Source organism: Pseudomonas antarctica (genome assembly GCF_900624995.1).
Classification (GTDB): domain Bacteria; phylum Pseudomonadota; class Gammaproteobacteria; order Pseudomonadales; family Pseudomonadaceae; genus Aquipseudomonas; species Aquipseudomonas antarctica.
The window spans coordinates 139,830-162,614 of sequence record NZ_UYXQ01000007.1 but is presented as its reverse complement, the minus strand read 5'-3'; the positions used below and the strand labels follow the sequence as shown (position 1 = coordinate 162,614).

16 protein-coding genes are annotated in these 22,785 nt (G+C 59.1%); 5 read left to right on the top strand and 11 right to left on the bottom strand.

Annotated features, from left to right (window positions below; genetic code table 11):
* Window positions 1-2 precede the first annotated feature (2 nt).
* Window positions 3-2,693 (top strand): DEAD/DEAH box helicase, encoded by a 2,691-nt coding sequence (locus E0F99_RS07970; RefSeq protein ID WP_083359554.1) that lies wholly within the window; start codon window positions 3-5, stop codon window positions 2,691-2,693.
* 111 nt (window positions 2,694-2,804) lie between these two features.
* On the opposite strand, the gene E0F99_RS07965 is transcribed toward E0F99_RS07970, so the two are convergent.
* The 3 genes from E0F99_RS07965 to E0F99_RS07955 form a co-directional block, all read right to left on the bottom strand.
* Window positions 2,805-6,110 (bottom strand): DEAD/DEAH box helicase, encoded by a 3,306-nt coding sequence (locus E0F99_RS07965; RefSeq protein WP_083359555.1) that lies wholly within the window; start codon window positions 6,108-6,110, stop codon window positions 2,805-2,807.
* Window positions 6,111-6,234: 124 nt separating this feature from the next.
* The gene (nagZ, locus tag E0F99_RS07960; RefSeq protein ID WP_083359556.1) at window positions 6,235-7,245 is read right to left on the bottom strand and encodes a beta-N-acetylhexosaminidase; all 1,011 of its coding nucleotides are present in this window, start codon (window positions 7,243-7,245) and stop codon (window positions 6,235-6,237) included.
* Between the two features lie 143 nt (window positions 7,246-7,388).
* Window positions 7,389-8,096, bottom strand: coding sequence for a TetR/AcrR family transcriptional regulator (locus tag E0F99_RS07955; protein ID WP_083359557.1), 708 nt, complete (start codon window positions 8,094-8,096; stop codon window positions 7,389-7,391).
* A 263-nt stretch (window positions 8,097-8,359) separates the two neighbouring features.
* Between E0F99_RS07955 and lexA the strand changes: the two genes are divergently transcribed.
* On the top strand, window positions 8,360-8,968 hold the full coding sequence (gene lexA / locus E0F99_RS07950) for a transcriptional repressor LexA (protein WP_003172575.1): 609 nt from the start codon (window positions 8,360-8,362) through the stop codon (window positions 8,966-8,968).
* A gap of 10 nt (window positions 8,969-8,978) precedes the next feature.
* Window positions 8,979-9,452, top strand: a complete 474-nt coding sequence (gene sulA / locus E0F99_RS07945) for an SOS-induced cell division inhibitor SulA (RefSeq protein ID WP_083359558.1) — start codon at window positions 8,979-8,981, stop codon at window positions 9,450-9,452.
* A 123-nt stretch (window positions 9,453-9,575) separates the two neighbouring features.
* Here the strand turns inward: sulA and E0F99_RS07940 are convergent, their stop codons facing one another.
* The 7 genes from E0F99_RS07940 to E0F99_RS07905 form a co-directional block, all read right to left on the bottom strand.
* Window positions 9,576-9,809 carry a hypothetical protein gene (locus tag E0F99_RS07940; protein WP_053255041.1) on the bottom strand — a complete coding sequence of 78 codons (234 nt, stop codon included), beginning with the start codon at window positions 9,807-9,809 and terminating at the stop codon, window positions 9,576-9,578.
* Between the two features lie 158 nt (window positions 9,810-9,967).
* The gene (locus E0F99_RS07935) at window positions 9,968-10,489 is read right to left on the bottom strand and encodes a DUF6586 family protein (protein WP_083359559.1); all 522 of its coding nucleotides are present in this window, start codon (window positions 10,487-10,489) and stop codon (window positions 9,968-9,970) included.
* Window positions 10,490-10,616: 127 nt separating this feature from the next.
* Window positions 10,617-13,238 carry a type I DNA topoisomerase gene (topA, locus tag E0F99_RS07930; RefSeq protein WP_083359560.1) on the bottom strand — a complete coding sequence of 874 codons (2,622 nt, stop codon included), beginning with the start codon at window positions 13,236-13,238 and terminating at the stop codon, window positions 10,617-10,619.
* Window positions 13,239-13,352: 114 nt separating this feature from the next.
* Window positions 13,353-13,589, bottom strand: a complete 237-nt coding sequence (locus tag E0F99_RS07925) for a DUF1653 domain-containing protein (protein ID WP_083359561.1) — start codon at window positions 13,587-13,589, stop codon at window positions 13,353-13,355.
* 95 nt (window positions 13,590-13,684) lie between these two features.
* Window positions 13,685-14,860 (bottom strand): acetyl-CoA C-acyltransferase FadA, encoded by a 1,176-nt coding sequence (gene fadA / locus E0F99_RS07920; protein ID WP_083359562.1) that lies wholly within the window; start codon window positions 14,858-14,860, stop codon window positions 13,685-13,687.
* 29 nt (window positions 14,861-14,889) lie between these two features.
* Window positions 14,890-17,037 (bottom strand): fatty acid oxidation complex subunit alpha FadB, encoded by a 2,148-nt coding sequence (gene fadB / locus E0F99_RS07915; RefSeq protein ID WP_130908742.1) that lies wholly within the window; start codon window positions 17,035-17,037, stop codon window positions 14,890-14,892.
* Between the two features lie 495 nt (window positions 17,038-17,532).
* The gene (locus tag E0F99_RS07905; RefSeq protein WP_083359564.1) at window positions 17,533-17,970 is read right to left on the bottom strand and encodes a hypothetical protein; all 438 of its coding nucleotides are present in this window, start codon (window positions 17,968-17,970) and stop codon (window positions 17,533-17,535) included.
* A 105-nt stretch (window positions 17,971-18,075) separates the two neighbouring features.
* On the opposite strand from E0F99_RS07905, the gene E0F99_RS07900 reads away from it, so the two are divergent.
* A complete protein-coding gene (locus E0F99_RS07900) occupies window positions 18,076-18,516 on the top strand; it encodes a universal stress protein (RefSeq protein ID WP_083359565.1) in 441 nt (146 codons plus the stop codon).
* Between the two features lie 185 nt (window positions 18,517-18,701).
* Here E0F99_RS07900 and E0F99_RS07890 read toward each other — a convergent pair whose 3' ends face one another.
* Window positions 18,702-20,621, bottom strand: a complete 1,920-nt coding sequence (locus E0F99_RS07890) for an ATP-binding cassette domain-containing protein (protein WP_083359566.1) — start codon at window positions 20,619-20,621, stop codon at window positions 18,702-18,704.
* 213 nt (window positions 20,622-20,834) lie between these two features.
* Between E0F99_RS07890 and E0F99_RS07885 the strand changes: the two genes are divergently transcribed.
* Window positions 20,835-22,763 (top strand): transglycosylase SLT domain-containing protein, encoded by a 1,929-nt coding sequence (locus E0F99_RS07885; protein ID WP_083359567.1) that lies wholly within the window; start codon window positions 20,835-20,837, stop codon window positions 22,761-22,763.
* The last annotated feature ends 22 nt before the right edge of the window (window positions 22,764-22,785 follow it).

Genomic DNA, 22,785 nt, shown 5'->3' with positions numbered 1-22,785 from the left:
CCATGCCCCTGACGTCGTCGTTGACCAAACCCCTGGCCCCTTCGTGGGCCAATCGCTTTAAAGAGCAAAGCCTTGAGCGCGGGCGGCGCTACGCCCTGGAAAATCGCGTGCGCATCGTCGAGTCCGGCGACAGCACCATCATTGCCAGTTGCGAAGGCTCGGGCGGCAACGTTTACCGGCAGACCATCTCGCTGCGTGAATCGGCCAAAGGCATGCTGATTCTGGTGGACAGCCGCTGCACGTGCCCGGTGCACACCAACTGCAAACACATCGCGGCGGTGCTGCTCAAGGTCCAGGAAACCCTGGCCTACCCGGCAGCCGCCCAGGATGCCGAACTGCTGGAAAAACTCCAGGCCGTACTGGATAACCGCGTGGTACTGCCCCAAGTGGTGATGGAGGACGTGCGACCGGTGCCACGCCTGTGGCTGGCGAGTGTCGAGTTCAGCGCGTTTGAACCGCGCAATGGCAAGATGCAGCGCTACATCCAGCACCGTGCGGCGCTGTCGTTCAACTACCTGGGCAACTATGTCAGCGGGCAAAAGAACGCCGATATTATCGTGCGCCAAGAGACCCAGAGCCTGCGCATCAAACGCCACCCGGAGCTGGAGCAGCCGTATCGCGAGCAACTGCGCCTGCTCGGCTTCAAGATCGCCACGCGCCAGAGCAAAGCGCTGCCGGAGAGTGCCGGCGAACTGTTCGAGATGGTCAATGACAGCGCCTGGCTGAACTTCACCCTCAACGCATCGCCAACCTTGCGCGCCGAGGGCTGGGAGCTGCAAATCGATGAGGACTTCGGCTTCGACTTGAGTGCCGTTGATGACTGGTACGCCACCGTCGATGAAGGCCCGGAGCGCGACTGGTTTGATCTGGAACTGGGGATCATTGTCAACGGCGAGCGGCTGAGCCTGTTGCCGATCCTGCTCAACCTGATGCGTTCGCACACCGAGATCCTCAACCCGGAAAAACTCGCCCGGCGCCGCGATGACGAGCTGATTCTGGTGAATATCCCTGGCCTGCCCAACGGTCACGGCCCGCTGCAAGTGGCGCTGCCTTATGGGCGATTGAAACCAGTGCTGGCCACCCTTGGCGAGTTTTACTTGCAGGAGCCCGGCAACACCACATTGCGCCTGGCCAAAGCCGATGCGATTCGCCTCAACCCGCTGGAAGACTTGCCGCTGCAATGGGAAGGCGGCGACAAGATCCGCAACTTCGCCCAACGCCTGCGCGACATCAAGGACTTCACCTGCGTGGCGCCCGAAGGCTTGAACGCGACCTTACGCCCGTATCAGCTCGAAGGCCTGAGCTGGATGCAGTCGCTGCGCCAGCTCGACGTGGGCGGAATTCTTGCGGATGACATGGGCCTGGGCAAAACCTTGCAGACCTTGGCGCATATTCTCAGTGAAAAAATCGCCGGGCGCCTGGATCGGCCGTGCATGGTGGTAATGCCCACCAGCCTGATCCCCAACTGGCTCGACGAAGCGGCGCACTTTACGCCGCAACTTAAAGTGCTGGCGCTGTATGGCGCGACGCGCAAGAAACATTTCCAGAGCTTGCAGGACTATGACCTGCTGCTGACCACCTACGCGCTGCTGCCCAAAGACATCGAACAACTCGCCGCCCTGCCCTTGCACGTGCTGATCCTCGATGAAGCGCAGTACATCAAGAACCCCAACAGCAAGGCCGCCCAGGCCGCGCGCGAGCTGAATGCACGTCAGCGCCTGTGCCTGAGCGGTACGCCACTGGAAAACCACCTGGGCGAGCTGTGGTCGCTGTTCCACTTCCTGCTGCCGGGCTGGCTGGGCGACGTGAAAAGCTTCAACCGCGATTACCGCGCGCCCATCGAAAAGCGCGCCAGTGATGTGCGATTGCAGCACCTTAACGGTCGGATCAAACCTTTCCTGCTGCGCCGCACCAAGGAACAAGTGGCCACGGAATTGCCGCCCAAAACCGAAATCATCCATTGGGTCGACCTCAACGAGGCACAGCGTGACGTGTACGAAACCATGCGCCTGGCCATGGACAAGAAGGTACGCGACGAGATCACCCGCAAGGGCGTGGCGCGCAGCCAGATCATCATTCTTGAAGCACTGCTCAAACTGCGCCAGGTGTGTTGCGACCTGCGGCTGGTCAACGACGCCACCCTGCCCGCGCGTGGCAGCAGCTCGGGCAAACTCGACAGCCTGATGCAAATGCTCGAGGAGCTGTTTGCCGAAGGGCGCCGGATTCTGCTGTTCTCCCAATTCACCTCGATGCTGAGCCTGATCGAAGCCGAATTGAACAAGCGCGGCGTGGCCTACGCACTGCTGACCGGCCAGACCCGCGACCGGCGCACGCCGGTGAAAGATTTTCAGAGCGGCAAGCTACAGATTTTTCTGATTAGCTTGAAGGCGGGCGGCGTGGGCTTGAACCTGACCGAAGCCGACACGGTGATCCACTATGACCCGTGGTGGAACCCGGCCACGGAAAACCAGGCGACCGACCGGGCTTATCGCATCGGGCAGGAGAAGCCGGTGTTCGTCTACAAGATGATCGCGCGGGGTACGGTGGAGGAGAAAATCCAGCACCTACAGAAGGAAAAGTCCGACCTGGCGGCAGGCGTGCTGGATGGGCGCAAGACGGGGGATTGGCAGTTGGGCAACGAGGATATCGAGGCGTTGTTTGCGCCGCTGCCTAACAAACAAGAGAAGCGTTGACCTTCAGATCGCTATCGCGGGCAAGCCCGCTCCCACCTTTAATCGCGTACATCGCTTGGAATGCGATCGAATGTGGGAGCGGGCTTGCTCGCGAAGGGCGCGCCACGGTTTTCAGCCTGGCAATGGCGCAAACAGCGCCTCAATATCCCGCTGCTCCAGCTTCCACCCGGCACTGGCGCCACCTTCAAGAACCCCATCGGCCAACGCTGCCTTTTCCAACTGTAACGCCTGAATTTTCTCCTCCACGGTGCCGCGCGCAATCATCTTGTACACAAACACCGACTTGTCCTGCCCAATGCGATAAGCCCGGTCGGTTGCCTGGTTCTCCACCGCGGGGTTCCACCATGGGTCGTAATGAATCACCGTGTCAGCTGCCGTCAGGTTCAAGCCCGTACCACCGGCTTTCAGGCTGATCAGGAACAACGGCGTCTTGCCGTCCTGGAAGTCCTTCACCGGCGTGCGTCGGTCAAGGGTGTCACCCGTCAGTATCGAATACCCAATCTCACGCTGCTTCAACTCTTCTTCAATCAGCGCCAGCATCGAAGTGAATTGCGAGAACAGCAAAATCCGTCGCCCTTCACTGAGCAACTCCTCCAGCATCTCCATCAAGCTACCCAGCTTGCCGGTGCCGGCCTTAGCCGCTTTAGAAACCGGGGCAGACTTTACCAGGCGTAAATCGCAACACACCTGGCGCAGTTTGAGCAACGCTTCAAGGATGATGATCTGGCTGCGGGCCACACCGTGGCGGCTGATTTCATCGCGCACCTTTTTATCCATGGCCACACGTACGGTTTCGTACACATCCCGTTGCGCATCATTCAACGCCACCCAATGAATAATTTCAGTCTTGGGCGGCAACTCAGTGGCAACCTGCTCCTTCTTGCGACGTAACAGAAAAGGTTTGATACGCGCTGTGAGGTGCTGCATACGATGTGCATTCGCGTGCTTTTCGATGGGCGTGCGGTAATCCCGGTTGAAGGTTTTGCTGTCGCCCAGCCATCCCGGCAGCAGAAAATGAAACAGCGACCACAGTTCGCCCAAGTGGTTTTCCAGCGGCGTGCCTGAAAGACACAGACGTTGATCGGCCTCTAATTGCCGGGCAGCCTGGGCGGCCTTGCTGTTGGGGTTCTTGATGTTTTGCGCTTCGTCGAGGATCAGCATGCTCCAGCGTTTGGGCTGCAAGACGTCAAGATCGCGTGGCAACAACGCGTACGTGGTGAGCACCAGATCGTAATCGCCCAAACGTGTGAAATCGCTCTGGCGTTGCGCACCATGCAGGGCCAGCACCTTGAGCTGTGGGGTAAAACGCGCGGCTTCATCCAACCAATTAGGGATCAGGCTGGTGGGCATCACCACCAGCGCAGGGGTTTGCAATCGGCCGGCCTGCTTTTCACAGAGTAGATGCGCCAAGGCTTGCAAGGTTTTGCCCAGCCCCATGTCATCGCCAAGAATCCCGCCGACGCCCAGCTCTCGCAGGGTTTGCATCCAATTCAGGCCTTCGAGCTGGTAGCCACGCAGTTCGGCATTCAAGCCCTGGGGAGCCGAGACTTGCACATGGGTCGATTCCTTCAGGCGCTTGGCGAAATGCCGCACGCGCTCACCACCCTGCCAGATCAGAGGAATACCGTCCAAATCACTGAGACGGGCTGCATCAGGGGCACTCAATCGCAGCTTGTCGCTGCCGGGGTCGCGTAAATACAGGGCACCTAACGTCGCCATCAGAGGTTTGATCCGGCCATAAGGCAGAGCGACCTTAGTACGCTCGCGAGTCCCTAGGCTTACGAGCACGCGCTCCTCGTCAGCGCGTTCAATCATGTAATCGGCGTCGAGCAGTTTGGGCTGACGAGCCATTAATTCCAGCACAATGGGTAGCAGGCTGTAGCGCTGGCCATTGACCTCGATCCCCAGCTCAAGATCAAACCACTCGTGACCGGGAGACTCTTCGACATCGGCGTACCAATGGTCCACATCTTCCACATGGTAGTAAAAATCAGGCTGGATGCTGATATCCCACCCAGCCTTTTGAAGGGCTGGCAGATGATCCTCAATGAAGTTCAACCAATCGTTATCGGTAGCCAGATCAAACATCTCGCCGGCGTTTTGCGGCAACGCGCGTGTTTTGCGAGTGACCTTGGCAAAACCGAGTTTGGTCAGGACTTTGCGCAAGGCTTTTTCGGCCGCAGGTTTACGCTGGATACGCTGGGTTTCGGTACCGCTCAACAACCGTATCTCAGCGCCGCCCTTGTCGCTGGCCAGGCTATCGCCATAGCGATAAGCCAATGCGGCACGGTGTTCAAATGTCGGCATTGGCCTGCGAAATTCTGCGCTATAAGCATAGGTTTCATCGCTGCCCAATGACAGGCACGCCTGGGGCTCGAGTGTATCGACCACTCGCTCGGTCAACGCACGCGGCGGCGGTATCGCGGCGCCCACGGCACTGATGCGATGACTGAATAACGCGACCTGGTTTTCCGGAATCTCGGGCAAGCTGGACAGGTGAATAGCCAGGCGATCATCCATCTCATACTCAAGCGGCCCCAGCTCCATGTTATCCAGGTTCAAATAATGAAGCGGCTTGAGTGGCAAGACCTCGTGCAACAGTAGATCGTCGCTTAGCCATTGCGGTCGATAGCTACCGTCTGGCTGCACGGCCCAATTGAAGCGGGCGACACGCGTGGGACCTGGGTTGAGCGCCAATGGGGCATCAAAGTCCACGAATAACCGCTCGGTTTTGAGCGCCAGTTTTAGAATGTCGGCGCCGTCCTCGCCCTCCAGCGCAAAACTGCTGCCGTAGCGACCGTACGCACGCCCAAGCATAAGGAGCCGACAGATGCGCTTGTCCACATCGAGCATATAACCGGGCGCACGCGCCAGGGTTTCATCGAGCGAGTACAGCGCCTTGATTTCGCTATAGCCGCCCTTTTTCAGGGTGCGTGCCCGAAAGACGGCCAGCGACCAACGGTTTGAGTAGGCGTCGGGACTGAGCTGGTACAGCAAACAGGTGTTGCTGCTTTTGGGTAACGACTCAACCTCTGGCGTCGCCGCAGGCATGTTGTTAAGCCATTGCTCGATCTGCGGGTTGAGGCGATCACTGGGTGCCTTGGGCTCATCCAGCTCGTCCGCCAGTGCAAGGACTCTGAATAAAACGGCGGCGGCGTGTTTGCAGTCCACCCCGACCGGGCAGGAACACACACAATCGATATCAGTCCAATGCGGGTCGTCCGTGGCGGCCAGAGAGATCACCAACGAATAGAGACTACCGCCAGAGCCTCTGCACCTGGCGATCAGTCGCTGTGTTCCGACCTCCAAGACTTGGACGCGGTCTTCGGCTACATAGTTAAAACCACGATCGAGTGTTCGGGGAGCGAAGTTTTCTTGCCATTCCAGTCCAGCAAGACGCGTCAATAGGCTATTCATGGGGGCTCACTTTACGCTAAGCGTGGCCAAAATAAAGACGGTTACTTCCTGCCTACGAGTACGAATAACCGGCAACTGAATTCCGATATTTCCGACGTTTTTTGCGCTTACCAAACACGTCTTGTCACTCGATCAACTGAGCATCCCGCAATGCAGTAAGCGCTGTCAGCCAACGCGGATCCTGCTTGTAGTCCGTCGAAGCAATCGCCTGCCCACGCATCCGCGCAATCCGCGCCGAAGGGGTGACCTTCATGCGCTGTGCCGCACTCAGTGCCAGCTCAGCAGCCGCACGATCGTTACACACCAACCCCATGTCGCAACCGGCCGTCAGCGCCGCTTCAATCCGGCTGGCCGCATCCCCAACCACATGCGCTCCGGCCATGGACAGGTCATCGCTGAAAATCACCCCATCAAACTGCAACTCGCCACGCAGAATGTCCTGCAACCAGCGACGCGAGAACCCGGCAGGCTGGGCGTCAACCTGCGGGTAGATGACGTGGGCAGGCATTACGGCGGCCAATTGCTTGCTCAGGCGCGCGAAAGGCACCAGGTCATTGGCGCGAATCTGTTCCAGGCTGCGTTCATCATTGGGAATCGCGACGTGGGAATCCGCCTCGGCCCACCCGTGGCCTGGGAAGTGTTTGCCGGTGGCGGCCATGCCGGCGCTGTTCATGCCGCGAATGAAGGCACCGGCGAGCACAGCGGCGCGCTCGGGGTCGCCTTCGAACGAGCGAGTGCCGACCACGGCGCTGCGCTGATAGTCGAGGTCCAGTACCGGGGCGAAGCTCAGGTCGAGGCCGACCGCCAGCACTTCAGTGGCCATGATCCAGCCGCACTGCTCGGCCAAGTATTCGGCATTCGGGTTATCTGCTAACGCGCGCATGGCCGGCAGGCGCACAAAGCCTTGGCGCAGGCGTTGCACGCGACCGCCTTCCTGATCGACGGCCAACAGCAAGTCTGGGCGCACGGCACGAATCGCCGCGCTCAACTCGCGCACTTGGCGAGGGTGCTCGATGTTGCGCGCGAAAATGATCAAACCGCCCACTTCAGGCTGACGCAACAGGTGGCGATCCTCGGCCGTCAGCCAGGTACCGGCAACGTCGACCATTAAAGAACCTTGCAGGGCAACAGTCATAAACCTTCCTTATATAACGCACACAACCCGTCGCCCTCACGTGGCGCGATCAGCGCGGTGAGCACAACGGGTTGCGAGTAAATAGCTGAAATCGGCATGGCGGCTAGCTTAGCGGATGCAAGCGGCCGCGCACACCCGGACGATCATGCCTTGGCGGTGGCCGGCGTGGATTTGCTGCGCGGGCGCAATTGCGCAGCAGCCATGGCCTGGTCGGTCACGCCGGTTTCGGCGCGCATGCCGGCGGCAAGGAACGGCACCATCAGGCGCATCACCTGCTCGATGGAGGTGTTGACGCCGAAATCGGTCTCGGCAATCGCGCGTAAGGCTTTGATCCCAGACATGCTGAACGCAGCGGCACCGAGCATGAAGTGCACGCGCCAGAACAACTCGATCGGTGGAATACGCGGCGCCGCTTCGTTAACCAACAACATGTAGCGACGGAACACCTTACCGTACATGTCTTCCAGGTAACGCCGCAGGTGGCCCTGGCTCTGGCTGAAGGCCAGGCCCAGCAAGCGCATGAAGATCGACAGGTCATTGCCGCTGCGCGGTTGAACCACCAGCGCTTGCTCAACCAGGATTTCCAGCAAATCTTCAAGGCTTGGCTTGTTTTCAGGCTTGGTCTGGCGGCGCTCCAGCTCACGGTCGAGGCTGGCGCAGAACGGCCCCAGAAAGCGCGAGAACACCGCCTGGATCAGGGCTTTTTTCGAGCCGAAATGGTAATTCACTGCGGCGAGGTTAACCCCAGCCTTGCTGGTGATCAGCCGCAATGAAGTTTCAGCAAATCCTTTTTCCGCGAACAATTGCTCGGCAGCATCGAGAATGCGTTCAACGGTTTCCGACTGGGCCATGGCTACTCCGCCTGACAAACACTTGTTTGAAACATACGTTTCAGAGTGTGTATTGTCAAGCCTGCGAGTCCGTTTTCCGGCCGGTCAGTCATCTATTTCATCGCTATTTAATCACATACTTCCTGCTCTGTAGGCAGCGCTGTCTCTGTCTTACAGGACGGATGGCGAATGACCGTCCAGCGGAGTGCCCGAAAAGGATGATTGCCAAGCGCAGTTCACTGTATATAATCCCAGTCACTGTATAAAAAGACAGAGCGATCAACATGCTAAAACTGACGCCACGCCAAGCTGAGATTCTGGCTTTTATCAAGCGCTGCCTCGATGACAACGGCTACCCGCCGACACGAGCGGAAATTGCGCTGGAACTGGGGTTCAAGTCCCCCAACGCCGCCGAAGAACACCTCAAGGCCCTCGCTCGCAAAGGCGCGATCGAAATGACTCCGGGTGCTTCACGCGGTATTCGCATCCCTGGCTTCGAAGCCAAGGCCGACGAATCGACCCTGCCGATCATCGGGCGCGTCGCCGCTGGTGCGCCGATCCTTGCGCAGCAGCACGTCGAGGAATCCTGCAACATCAACCCGACCTTCTTCCATCCGCGTGCCGACTACCTGTTGCGCGTACACGGCATGAGCATGAAGGACGTGGGCATTTTCGACGGCGACCTGCTGGCCGTCCATACAACTCGTGAAGCCCGTAATGGCCAGATAGTCGTCGCGCGTATCGGCGATGAAGTCACCGTAAAACGCTTCAAGCGCGAAGGCAGCAAGGTTTGGCTACTGGCCGAGAACCCTGAGTTCGCCCCGATTGAAGTGAACCTGAAAGATCAGGACCTCGTGATCGAAGGCTTGAGCGTTGGCGTCATTCGCCGCTAAAGGAGGCACCATGCAGCTCGTGCACACCCCACAACACACACAACTGTCGCTGTTCGAGGCCTTTATGGCCCAACCCCTTGCGCCTATCCTCAAGGAAACGGTCGAGGCCCCTTGGGGCTCCGAACCCGAGGCGTTCAGTGAACTGTCGTTGCGCGGTGCAGCCGGGAGCTGCCTGAGCCTGCTGGCGCCGATCCTTCGCGAACTCAGCGAGGAGCAGGACGCGCGGTGGCTGACGCTCATCGCCCCGCCCGCCAGCCTGACCCAGGCCTGGCTGCGGGACGCCGGCCTCAACCGCGAGCGCATCCTGCTGCTGCAACCACGTGGCGCTCAAAGCGCCCAGCAACTAACCTGCGAAGCCTTGCGCCTGGGGCGTAGCCATACGGTGGTGAGCTGGTTGAACCCGCTGAATGCTACGGCCAAGCAACAGCTGATCAGCGCTGCACGTACAGGCGATGCGCAGAGTTTGAATATTCGTTTGGGATAATGCTGCCGATTTGGCAGAGTGCCTTCTGTGGCAGATTGACTTGTTGTTGCCACTGGGCTTGTGTGGCAAGCGGGGCTGCCACAGCAAGCACGCTCACATAAAAAGCGCGCTTAGCGAAAGAAATCAGTGAAGAACCCGCGGCCCATCGTCCTTCTCCGGCTCGCCTTCTGCCAGCCGACCCGCCATCTGCACACCGACGCTCAACATGGCTTTTGCCACTTCCACGTGCTGGCCTTGTAGGAACGCTTTTGCGTCTTCGGAAAAATCCAAAATAACCAGAGAACCCTCGTCCTCAGCCCGGCGCAGCTCGATTCGGCCGTCAGGCAACTCTACAATTTCCAGAAAGGACGTTGGCATAAAAGTCTGTTCTCCACGAAAGGCCGGGATTATATCAGTCATCCACTCAGCCTCGGTGAGGATCTGAACAGGTTTCTTTACGGCTTGATGAATGGTGCTCTCGGGAACACGGCTATCAATGTGAGAGCTGGCTTGCACATTTGCTCAGCGAAAACACCTCAGCACTCGTTCAAGCCTTCGCGAAACCGCAACGCCATCTTCTTCAACTCCTGACGCCAGCCCTCCAGCTCTTCCCGGCTCAATGGCTTAGGCTCATCTTCTTCCAACGCGACGGCCACGATCAGCGGCTGCGTCACATCGCCCTTGGGCACATGGGGAACACGTGGTGGCTGGAACATATCGGCATGCGCCTTGAGCAAGCGGGCTACCCAACTGTCGGGGCTCTGGGCCATTTCCACCAGTTCAGCCAGTTCAGGGATAGCCATGGAATCCAGCACTTCGCGGTTCATGATCATTTCTGTGCGCGGTGAACCGGCCTGGGGCAAACGGTAGAAACCAGCGATTTCATGGCACAGCCCCAGCAAAGCGCCGTACAGGTGGAACAGCGCCGCCTCACGCCCGGCCTGGACCAGCGCGATGGCATTCATCTCCTTCCCTTCCTCGGCGCGGCCAAGGGCTTCCAGGGACAAACCCGCGAAGTAAATCTTCTGATTGGTACGGGTATAGAGTTCGTTGGCCATAACGGCAGTCTCCACAACGAAATAAGCAGGATGCTGGCTGAACAGTGTCACGGATCAGCCGAACGCACTGCAAGCGCAAAAAAAGGCCGCCTGAACAGGCGGCCTTTGTATTGTGTAGCGTCGTCGATCAAGCGCCCTGGCGCTTGTCCTCGACTTTCCACTTGCCGCCGTCGTAGAACGCTTTCCAGCCGGTAGGCTTGCCGTCCACTTCGGTCTGCACGTACTGCTCCTTGGTTTTGCGGCTGTAGCGGATCACGGACGGGCGACCGTCGGGATCCTTCTTCGGCGCTTCACACAGGAAGTGGTACTTCGGATCGATCTCGTCTTTGTGCGGCACGATTTCCATCACCAACGGCGCACGGGTCTCGCGGTTCTTCGGGAACTGGCTGGCCGCCAGGAACAAGCCCGAAGCGCCGTCACGCAGGATGTAGGTGTCGTTGACCTTCTCGCACTTGAGCTCAGGCATCTTCACCGGGTCCATCTTCGGCGGCGCCGCGTCACCACTCTTCAGCAGTTTGCGGGTGTTCTTGCAGGTTGGGTTGGTGCAACCGAAGAACTTGCCGAAACGACCGGTCTTGAGCTGCATCTCGCTGCCGCACTTGTCGCACTCCAAGCTCGGGCCTTCGTAGCCCTTGATGCGGTAGCTGCCCTCTTCGATCTCGTAGCCGTCGCAATCCGGGTTGTTACCGCAGATGTGCAACTTGTGCTTCTCGTCGAGCAGGTAAGCGTCCATCGCCGTGCTGCAGATCGGGCAGCGGTGCTTGCCACGCAATACCAGCGACTCGGATTCACCCTCGTCGTCAGCCGCGATTTCATCACCTGGCACCAGGTTAACGGTGGCCTTGCAGCGCTCTTTCGGCGGCAGGCTGTAGCCCGAGCAACCGAGGAACACGCCAGTGGACGCCGTACGAATCTGCATCGGGCGGCCGCAGGTCAGGCACGGGATGTCAGTCATTACCGGCTGGTTGGCACGCATGCCGCTCTCAGGACTTTCGGCCACTTCGAGCTTTTTCTTGAAGTCGCCGTAGAACTCATCCAGTACGTTTTTCCAGTCGCGCTCGCCCTGGGCCACGTCATCGAGGTTCTCTTCCATGCCAGCGGTAAAGCCGTAGTCCATCAGGTTGGAGAAGCTCTCGGACAGGCGCTCGGTAACGATGTCGCCCATCTTTTCCGAGTAGAAACGACGGTTATGCAGCGCCACATAGCCACGGTCCTGAATGGTCGAGATGATCGCCGCGTAGGTCGAAGGACGACCGATACCGCGTTTTTCCATCTCTTTCACCAGGCTGGCTTCCGAATAACGCGCCGGCGGCTTGGTGAAGTGCTGGGACGGGTCGAGCTTGATCAGCTTCAACGTGTCGCCCTGGGCCATGTCCGGCAGTACATCGTCATCGCCTGGCTTGGCGATTTGCGGCATCACGCGGGTGTAGCCGTCGAACTTGAGGATACGGCCCTTGGCACGCAGCTCGAAGTCGCCTGCGCCCACACTGACGGTGGTGGACAAATATTGCGCTGGCAGCATCTGGCACGCCAGGAACTGGCGCCAGATCAGCTCGTAGAGGCGCTCAGCGTCGCGCTCCATGCCCGTCAACTTGCTTGGCTCGGTGTTGGCGTCGGAGGGACGAATCGCTTCGTGAGCCTCCTGTGCGCCTTCCTTGCTGCTATAGACGTTCGGCTTCTCCGGCAGGTACTTCTTGCCGAACTCGCTTTCAATGTAAGTGCGTGCCATCGCCACCGCGTCTTGCGACAGGTTGGTGGAGTCGGTACGCATATACGTGATGTAGCCCGCTTCATACAGACGCTGGGCCATCATCATGGTCTTCTTCACACCGAAGCCCAGGCGGTTGCTCGCAGCCTGTTGCAGGGTGGACGTGATGAACGGCGCCGACGGCTTGCTGCTGGTGGGCTTGTCTTCACGCTTGACGATGCTGTAGCTGGAAGCCTTGAGCTTCTCCAGCGCGGCCATGGCCTGGGCTTCGTTGAGCGGCTTGAAGGCCTCGCCTTTCTCGCGGGCCACTTCAAAACGCACGTTGTTGCCCTTGGCAGTGCCCAGGTCAGCGTGCACTTCCCAGTATTCTTCGGGGTTGAACGCACGAATCTCGCGCTCACGCTCCACCACCAGCTTTACCGCAACCGATTGCACACGGCCGGCGGACAGGCCACGGGCGATCTTCGCCCACAGCAGCGGCGAAACCATGTAACCCACGACGCGGTCGAGGAAGCGACGGGCCTGCTGGGCATTGACGCGGTCAATGTCCAGTTCGCCCGGCTTGGAGAAGGCTTCCTGGATGGCTTTCTTGGTAATTTCGTTGAACACCACGCGCTTGTAGCGGCTGTCGTCACCACCGATGGCTTCCCGCAGGTGCCAGGCAATAGCCTCCCCTTCGCGGTCCAAGTCGGTTGCGAGATAGATGGTGTCAGCATCTTTGGCGAGCCGGCGCAGCTCTTCGATGACCTTTTCCTTGCCGGGAAGGATTTCGTACTTGGCCTTCCAGCCATGATCCGGGTCCACACCCATGCGGGAGACCAGCTGCTTGCGCGCTTTCTCTTTAGGGGTGAGCACCGGACCTTCGCCCGCAGCCGCCTTGCCGCGCTTGGCGGCAGGCTCCTTGCTGGCGCTAGCCGAACCGCTGGTGGGCAGGTCTCGGATATGGCCGATACTCGACTTCACCACGTACTCGTTACCCAAGTACTTGTTGATGGTCTTGGCCTTAGCCGGGGATTCCACAATGACCAGCGATTTGCCCATGGATCGGAAAATTCCTGAATTCGAGAAGTGAAAGGCAGTTGGCGCCTGTCGCGGCAACGCTATATATAGTGGCAACAAGGTGAGGTCAAGCGCAGCATTCTGCGCGGCCTGCCGTTATTGCCCTGAAAAAAGACTGGGTTCGACCTGGACCAAAGCAAAGCGTGGGACCTGCTCGCCGTCAACTTCGACGGTCTCCAGAAACATGCTCAAAGGGCGCACCCAAAAGCCGTAATCGCCATACAGTGCTTGGTAAAACACCACTTCTTCTTCGGTCTCGGAGTGCCGTGCCACGTTAAAAACGCGGTACTGCGGCCCCTTATAATGCTGGTAGAGCCCTGGGGCGACTTTCATGTTTTGGCCCTCCTGCAAAATGTGTTAAAAAAAAATTAAAAATTCCGAAAAACAAAAACCGGGGCACTGGGCCCCGGCTTCCGTCAACCTAACGCTTAGACGCGTTCGAAGACGGTGGAAATGCCTTGGCCGAGACCAATGCACATGGTTGCAACCCCAAGGTTGCCGCCATTTTGCTTCATCACGTTAAGCAAAGTGCCGGAAATACGTGCACCGGAGCAACCGAATGGGTGGCCCAGGGCAATCGCACCGCCGTGCAGGTTAACCTTCTCGTTCATCTTGTCGAGCACTTTCAAATCTTTCAGCACTGGCAGGGCCTGTGCGGCGAAAGCTTCGTTAAGCTCGAAGAAGTCGATATCGGCGATGGTCAGGCCTGCGCGCTTCAAGGCTTTTTGTGTGGCCGGTACTGGACCATAGCCCATGATTGCCGGGTCCACACCCGCCACAGCCATCGAACGAATCACGGCCATCGGCTGGATACCCAGGTCCTGGGCACGCTGCGCCGACATCACGATCATGCACGAAGCACCGTCAGTGATTTGCGACGAAGTACCGGCAGTCACGGTGCCGCCCTTTGGATTGAAGGCCGGTTTCAAGGCCGCCAGGCTTTCCAGGGTGGTGTCCGGACGAATGGTTTCGTCGTAATCGAACAGTTTCAGGAAACCGTTCTCGTCGTAGCCGTTCATCGGGATGATTTCATCCTTGAACTTGCCTTCCACAGTCGCCTTGTGGGCCAACTGGTGGGAACGCACACCGAATGCGTCCTGGGCTTCCCGGGTAATGCCATGCATTTTGCCGAGCATTTCTGCGGTGAGGCCCATCATGCCCGAGGCTTTTGCCGCGTATAGCGACATGTGCGGGTTAGGGTCGACGCCGTGCATCATGCTGACGTGGCCCATGTGCTCCACGCCGCCGACCACGAACACATCACCGTTGCCGGTCATGATCGCCTGCGCAGCGGTGTGCAGCGCGCTCATCGACGAGCCACACAGGCGGCTGACGGTCTGGCCGGCTGCAGTGTGCGGGATTTGGGTCATCAACGACGCCATGCGCGCGATGTTCCAGCCCTGCTCCAGGGTCTGGTTGACGCAGCCCCAGATCACGTCCTCGACTTCGTTCGGGTCGACCTTGACGTTGCGTTCCAGCAATTTGCTGATCAGGTGCGCCGACATGTCTTCGGCACGGGTGTTGCGGTGCATGCCGCCCTTGGAGCGGCCCATTGGTGTGCGACCGAAGTCGACAATCACCACGTCTCTTGGATTCAAGCTCATAAATATTCTCGCTCTATTCGTCTGGGCGCTTAACCGAAGAAGCTCTGGCCATTTTTGGCCATCTCACGCAGCTTCGCGGTCGGGTGGTACAGCGGGCCCAAATCAGCGTATTTGTCAGCCAAGGCAACGAACTCGGCTACACCGATCGAGTCGATGTAACGCAGCGCACCACCACGGAACGGAGGGAAACCAATGCCGTACACCAAGCCCATATCGGCTTCGGCGGCGGTTTCAACGATGCCGTCTTCCAGGCAACGCACGGTTTCCAGGCACAGGGCGATCATCATCCAGTTGATGATGTCCTCGTCGGATACCTCACGCTGTTCGTAGATGACCGGCGCGAGTACTTCGTGAACCGAAGGGTCGGCGACTTTCTTCTGCTTGCCCTTCTTGTCCGCCTCGTAGGCGTAGAAGCCCTTGCCGTTCTTCTGGCCCAGGCGCTTGGCCTCGTAGAGCGCGTCGATCGCCGAACGGCGGTCGTCTTTCATGCGGTCCGGGAAACCTTCAGCCATCACGTCGCGACCGTGGTGGCCGGTGTCGATGCCGACCACGTCCATCAGGTACGCCGGGCCCATTGGCCAGCCGAATTTTTCCATGACTTTGTCGATACGCACGAAGTCCACACCGGCGCTGACCAACTTGGCGAAACCGCCGAAGTACGGGAACAGCACGCGGTTGACCAAGAAGCCCGGGCAGTCATTGACCACGATCGGGTTCTTGCCCATTTTCTTGGCATAGGCAACGGTGGTCGCTACGGCCAGTTCGCTGGACTTCTCACCACGGATCACTTCCACCAGCGGCATCATGTGCACCGGGTTGAAGAAGTGCATGCCGACGAAGTTTTCCGGACGCTGGAGGGCCTTGGCCAGCAAGCTGATGGAAATGGTCGAGGTGTTAGACGCCAGGATCGTGTCTTCTTTAACCTGGGCTTCCACTTCAGCCAGAACGGCCTGCTTGACCTTCGGGTTCTCGACAACCGCTTCGACCACCAGGTCGACGTGGCCGAAATCGCCGTAGGACAGCGTAGGACGAATGCCGTTAAGCACTTCAGCCATTTTCGCAGCAGTCATGCGGCCTTTATCGACGCGGCCCACCAACAGCTTGGCGGCTTCCGCCAGGCCCTGCTCGATGCCGTGCTCGTTGATGTCTTTCATCAGGATCGGCGTGCCTTTGGACGCCGACTGATAAGCGATACCGCCGCCCATGATACCGGCGCCGAGTACGGCAGCCTGTTTCACGTCTTTGGCGATTTCGTCGTAGGCCTTGGCCTTTTTCTTCAATTCCTGATCGTTCAGGAACAGGCCGATCAGGCCCTGGGCAGCCGAGGTTTTCGCCAGTTTGACAAAGCCTGCAGCTTCCACTTCCAGGGCTTTGTCGCGACCGAAGTTCGCGGCTTTCTGGATGGTCTTGATCGCTTCAACCGGCGCCGGGTAGTTCGGGCCGGCTTGGCCAGCCACGAAACCTTTGGCGGTTTCGAACGACATCATTTGTTCGATGGCGTTGAGCTTGAGTTTCTCAAGCTTCGGCTGACGCTTGGCCTTGTAGTCAAATTCGCCGCTGATGGCGCCTTTGATCAGGTTCAGTGCAGCTTCGGCCAGTTTGTCCGGGGCAACCACCGCATCGACCGCGCCGACTTTCAGCGCGTCTTCTGCACGGTTTTCCTTACCCGCGGCAATCCACTCGATGGCGTTGTCGGCCCCGATGATGCGCGGCAGGCGTACGGTGCCGCCAAAACCTGGGTAGATGCCCAGTTTGACTTCAGGCAGCCCGATTTTGGCGGTCGCCGACATGACGCGGAAGTCCGCGGCCAGGCACATTTCCAGGCCGCCGCCCAACGCGATGCCATTGATTGCGGCAACGGTCGGCACGTTGAGGTCTTCGAAATCGCTGAAGATCTTGTTGGCTTCGAGGTTGCCAGCCACCAGCTCGGCATCGGGCAGCTTGAAGTTGTCGACGAATTCGGTGATGTCAGCGCCGACGATAAACACGTCCTTGCCGCTGGAGACGATCACGCCCTTGACCGAAGCATCTGCTTTGATGGTGTCTACGGCCTGACGCAATTCATTCAGGGTTAGACGGTTGAACTTGTTGACGGACTCACCCTTGAGGTCGAATTTCAATTCGACGATGCCACTTTCAAGAGCCTTAACCGTGATGGCTTTACCTTCGTAAATCATCAACTGATCTCCACGATATGGAAGCTGAACAGTACACATTGGACGCTGGCCTATTGGTTTGACATTGATGATTTGGTCAATACTCACGCCAATCCGCCAGGCACACCCGCCAATGCGCTAGTCGGGGTTCTGTATGAGCGGTCTGACAGACAAACGCTCAATTCATACGCCCGTTTGATTTGGGTACGCCACCTTCATCCAATTCCGGGCAATTGTCAATCGCTCGAAAGGCTAGGAAAAACGCGACTTTCCAGTCATTTCAGAACCCCGACCATAGGCCTGCGCCGCGTCAATATTCAAATATTCACGAAATCAATAGTGAGAAATTTGTGGGAAAAGGCTGTACACATCGAGATATGCCGCTAGGCTTGCGACACGCTGAATGCGCCTGGATGAACATCCGAGGCGTGAATCACAGATTTCCGGCCTGCCTGGCCAACTCCAGCCCGATGATGATGTCGGGCTTTTTATTGCTCGGCTTTTATCAACGGCTGATCAAGCCAAGGCCTTGAGCAACGTATCAATGTCCTTCAACACACTCGCCTCGCCCTTCTCGCCCCAGTACAAAGCAATCATCTGCTTGTCGGCCTCGACCTTGTAGACGTTATCCGGCAGCGTCGCAAAATGCGGCAACAACTTTTCATCGGTGCACACTTCACGCCACTGATTGACCCACACCCCCGGCTCCAACTGCCAATAACACCAGAGCGCCGGCGCACTCCCTCGTCGCGGCCGGCAGTACTGCGCGCACGGGCTCGGCGGCTCCTGCTTGAGCCAGTGCGGCCACTCCTGCGGCGCCAATTGCATGGCCAGGCCGATGCGGCGCGCCTCCATCCGCAGGGCCATACGCCCGCTCTGATGGCGCGAGGGCCGCAGCCATGCCAGAGGGCTCAGAACCACCAGAAGGATTGACACCACTATCCAGACCGTCATATGTGTACTCCCGAATTTCTAAATGAGCGGATTTGATCTGACACAACCCCATCCGCTTGAAAGCAGCCATACTGAATGTATTGCAGTCCCCTGGAGGAACGCCCCATGTCCTACAAACATATTCTGGTCGCCGTCGACCTGACCGAAGAGTGCGATCCAGTCATCAAGCGCGCGCAGGACTCCGCGGTCGCCAACGGCGCCAAGCTGTCACTGGTGCATATCGTCGAGCCGATGGCCATGGCCTTTGGTGGCGACGTGCCGATGGATCTTTCCCAGTTGCAGCAACAACAGTTTGACCAGGCCAAAGAACGCCTGGACCGGTTGATCCTCAAATACCCGCAAGTAACCAAAGAAAACTCGCACCTCACTTACGGCCAGCCGCGCCAGGAAATCCACCACCTGGCCAAGGAACAGGGCTGCGACCTGATCGTGGTCGGTAGCCATGGCCGCCATGGCTTGGCGCTGCTACTGGGCTCGACCGCCAATGATGTGTTGCACGGCGCGCCGTGCGATGTGTTGGCCGTGAAGCTGGTAAAAAGCGCTTAAGAACCACGCTCCCCAAGTGCGGGAGCGGGCTTGCTCGCGAAAGCAGTCTGTCAGTTGACGCATCTGGCGACTGATGTACCGCTTTCGCGAGCAAGCCCGCTCCCACATTTCTAATCGCATTGCATATAAAAAGCCCGGCGTTCATACAAATGGGCGCCGGGCTTTTTTTAATGCGCTTGAATCAATCAGGCATCCAGCTCGGCCCAGCGCTCAACCAACACTTCCAGTTCCTGGTTCAACGTTTCCAGGGAAGCAATGACCTTGGCAGTTTCTGCCGCCGGGCGCAGGTAGAACCCCGCGTCAGCCATCGCCGCTTCTACCGCGGCGATCTGCTGTTCCTTGGCGTCGATATCACCCGGCAAGGCTTCCAGCTCGCGCTGCAGCTTGTAGCTGAGCTTCTTCTTGGCCGCCGGCGCGGCGTCCTGGGCGGGCTCTGCAGCGGCGGCTGGTGCCACCACCGCCGAGGTCAAGTCGGCCTTGCCCGACTTGCTCTCGGTCACGCCCAGCAGGCGTGGCGAGCCGCCCTGGCGCAGCCAGTCCTGATAACCACCGACGTATTCACGCACCTTGCCTTCACCTTCGAAGACCAGGGTGCTGGTGACCACGTTGTCGAGGAATGCACGGTCGTGGCTGACCATCAGCACGGTGCCGTTGAAGGTCAGCAAGACCTCTTCCAACAGTTCGAGGGTTTCCACGTCGAGGTCGTTGGTCGGTTCGTCGAGTACCAGCAGGTTGGCTGGTTTGCTGAACAGCTTGGCCAGCAACAGGCGCGCGCGCTCACCACCGGACAAGGCTTTCACCGGCGTACGTGCACGCTGCGGGCTGAACAGGAAGTCGCCCAGGTAGCTCAATACGTGGCGGCTCTGGCCGTCGATATCAATAAAGTCGCGGCCTTCAGCAACGTTATCGATCACGGTTTTTTCCAGGTCCAACTGGTGGCGCAACTGGTCGAAGTAGGCCACGTCGATCTTGGTGCCTTCCTCTACCGTGCCGCTGGTCGGTTGCAGGCCATTGAGCATCAGCTTGAGCAAAGTGGTCTTGCCGGTACCGTTGGCGCCCAGCAGGCCGATACGGTCGCCGCGCTGCAGGACCATGGAGAAGTCCTTGATCAGGAACGGGCCATCCGGGTGATGGAAGCTGACGTTCTCCAGCACCATAACCTGCTTGCCCGACTTGTCGGCGGTGTCGAGCTGAATATTCGCCTTGCCAGTGCGTTCGCGACGCTCGCTACGCTCATTGCGCAGTGCCTTGAGGGCACGTACGCGACCTTCGTTACGGGTGCGACGGGCCTTGATGCCCTGGCGGATCCAGACTTCTTCCTGAGCCAGCTTTTTGTCGAACAGCGCGTTGGCGGTTTCTTCAGCGGACAGTGCGGCTTCCTTGTGCACCAGGAAACTCGCGTAGTCGCCGTTCCAGTCGATCAGGCCGCCTCGGTCCAGTTCTAGGATGCGCGTGGCCAGGCTCTGCAGGAAGGCACGGTCGTGCGTGATAAACAGCACGGCGCCCTGGAAGTCCTTGATGGCTTCTTCCAGCCAGGCGATTGCGCCGATGTCCAAGTGGTTGGTGGGTTCGTCGAGCAGCAGCAGGTCCGGCTCGGACACCAATGCCTGGGCCAGCAGCACGCGACGACGCCAGCCACCGGACAATTCGGCGAGGGTCTTGTCAGCCGGCAGTTGCAGGCGGCTCAAGGTGCTGTCGACCAGTTGCTGCAAGCGCCAGCCATCACGGGCTTCGAGGTCTTGCTGGACGTGCATCAGCTTGTCCAGGTCTGCTTCGGTGACGCAGTTCTGCGCCAGGTGATGGTATTGCGCGAGCAATTCACCCACGCCGTCGAGGCCTTCGGCAACCACGTCGAACACTGTCCGTCCGTCGGCTACCGGCAACTCTTGCGGCAATTCGCCAATCTTGAGGCCCGGGGCGCGCCAGACAGAGCCGTCATCGGGCTTCTGGTCGCCTTTTACCAGCTTCATCATGCTCGACTTGCCGGTGCCGTTGCGGCCGATGATGCACACCCGCTCACCACGGGCGATCTGCCAGGACACCTTGTCCAACAACGGCATAGCGCCGAAAGCAAGGGACACATCGCTGAATTTGAGCAGGGTCATACGCTTCTCCAAAAACTGGGCGCGCATTCTACCTGACTTGAAGGTGGGATGCGGTCGGCATTTTCGCTGGCGACACGTTCTGTAGGACATTTACGATGAACTTCAGCCAGCCGGCCGGCAAAGCTTTCGCCAGCCGCTGGCAAAAGGCTAAGCTAGGGGCAATCAGTGTCGGCAGTGCCGGTGCTAGTCGTGATTTCTCTGCACGGACGTCTCATGCGCAGTCGCCTTTTCAACTTTTTATCTTGTCTGCTTCTTTCCGCCACCGCCGTTCAATCCGCCCAGGCCGTGGACCTCACCACCCAACGTCAATATTACGATGAAGCCAAACGCGCCTTGGCCAAAGGCGACACCGGCCCGTACATGCAATACAGCCAAGCGCTGGCCGACTACCCGCTCACGCCGTACCTGGCTTACGACGAGCTGACCGCGCGGCTGAAAACCGCGAGTAACGAGGAAATCGAACAGTTCCTCGCCAAAAACGGCGACCTGCCCCAAGCCAACTGGATGAAACTGCGCTGGTTGCGCTGGCTGGCCGACCGTGGCGACTGGCAGACATTTGAAAAGTACTACGACGCCAAACTCAATTTCGTCGAACTGGACTGCCTGCATGGCCAGTATCAGCTCAGTCACAATCTAAAGGCCGAAGGCTACAAGACCGCCGAAAAGTTGTGGATGACCGGCAAATCCCAGCCGGCCGCCTGTGACGCCACCTTTGGTCAGTGGGCCGCCGATGGTCAACTCACCGAACAAAAAATCTGGAAGCGCACCAAACTCGCCGCCGAAGCCCGTAACTACGCGCTGGCCAACAGCCTGGTGAAAACCCTGCCGACCCTCAGCGCGCAAGGCCGCGTGATGGTAGACGTGGCGCAGAAGCCCGATAGGCTCAGCGACCCGTCGCGCTTCCTGCCGGCCACCGAGGCCATGTCCGACGCTGTGGGCCTGGGCCTGCGCCGCCTGGCGCGCCAGGACCCGGACAAGGCCATGGCCCTGCTCGACGGTTACGCCAGCAGCATGCACTTTTCCCGTGACGAAAAAGTGTCGATTGCCCGCGAGATCGGCCTGACTCTGGCCAAGCGCTTCGACCCCCGCGCCCTTGAGGTGATGACCAAGTACGACCCCGAGCTGCGCGACAACACCGTCTCCGAATGGCGCCTGCGCCTGCTGTTACGCCTGGCGCGCTGGGAAGACGCCTACCAATTGACTCGCAAGCTCCCACAAGACCTGGCCACCACCAACCGTTGGCGCTACTGGCAAGCCCGCAGCCTAGAGCTGGCCGAGCCGAAAAACCCGCAAGCCCTGGTGCTGTACAAAAAAGTGGCCAAGGAGCGCGATTTCTACGGCTTCCTCGCCGCTGATCGCTCCAAAGCGCCCTATCAGTTGAACAACAAGCCGTTGGTAATGAGCCAAGCACTGGTCAACAAGGTCCGCAACACCCCTGGCGTGCGCCGCGCACTGGAGTTCTACGCGCGTGGCCAGATCGTCGACGGCCGTCGCGAGTGGTACCACGTCACCCGCCACTTCAACCGTGACGAGATGGTCGCCCAGGCCAAGCTGGCCTATGACATGAAGTGGTACTTCCCGGCGATCCGCACCATCAGCCAGGCGCAATACTGGGATGACTTGGATATTCGCTTCCCAATGGCCCACCGCGACACCTTGGTGCGCGAAGCCAAGGTGCGTGGCCTGCATTCGAGCTGGGTGTTTGCCATCACCCGCCAGGAAAGTGCCTTCATGGATGACGCCCGCTCCGGCGTCGGCGCCAGCGGGCTGATGCAACTGATGCCCGGCACCGCCAAAGAAACTGCACGCAAGTTCAGCATTCCGCTGGCTTCCCCGGCCCAAGTGCTAGACCCGGACAAAAATATCCAGCTCGGCGCAGCTTACCTGAGCCAGGTGCACAGCCAGTTCAACGGTAACCGTGTGCTCGCCTCCGCCGCCTACAACGCCGGCCCTGGCCGTGTGCGCCAATGGCTGCGCGGGGCTGATCACCTGAGCTTCGACGTGTGGGTGGAAAGCATCCCGTTCGACGAAACCCGCCAGTACGTGCAGAACGTGCTGTCTTATTCGGTGATCTACGGGCGAAAGCTCAACTCACCGCAACCACTGGTGGATTGGCATGAGCGGTATTTTGATGATCAGTGAGGCTGACTGACGAAGCCACTGT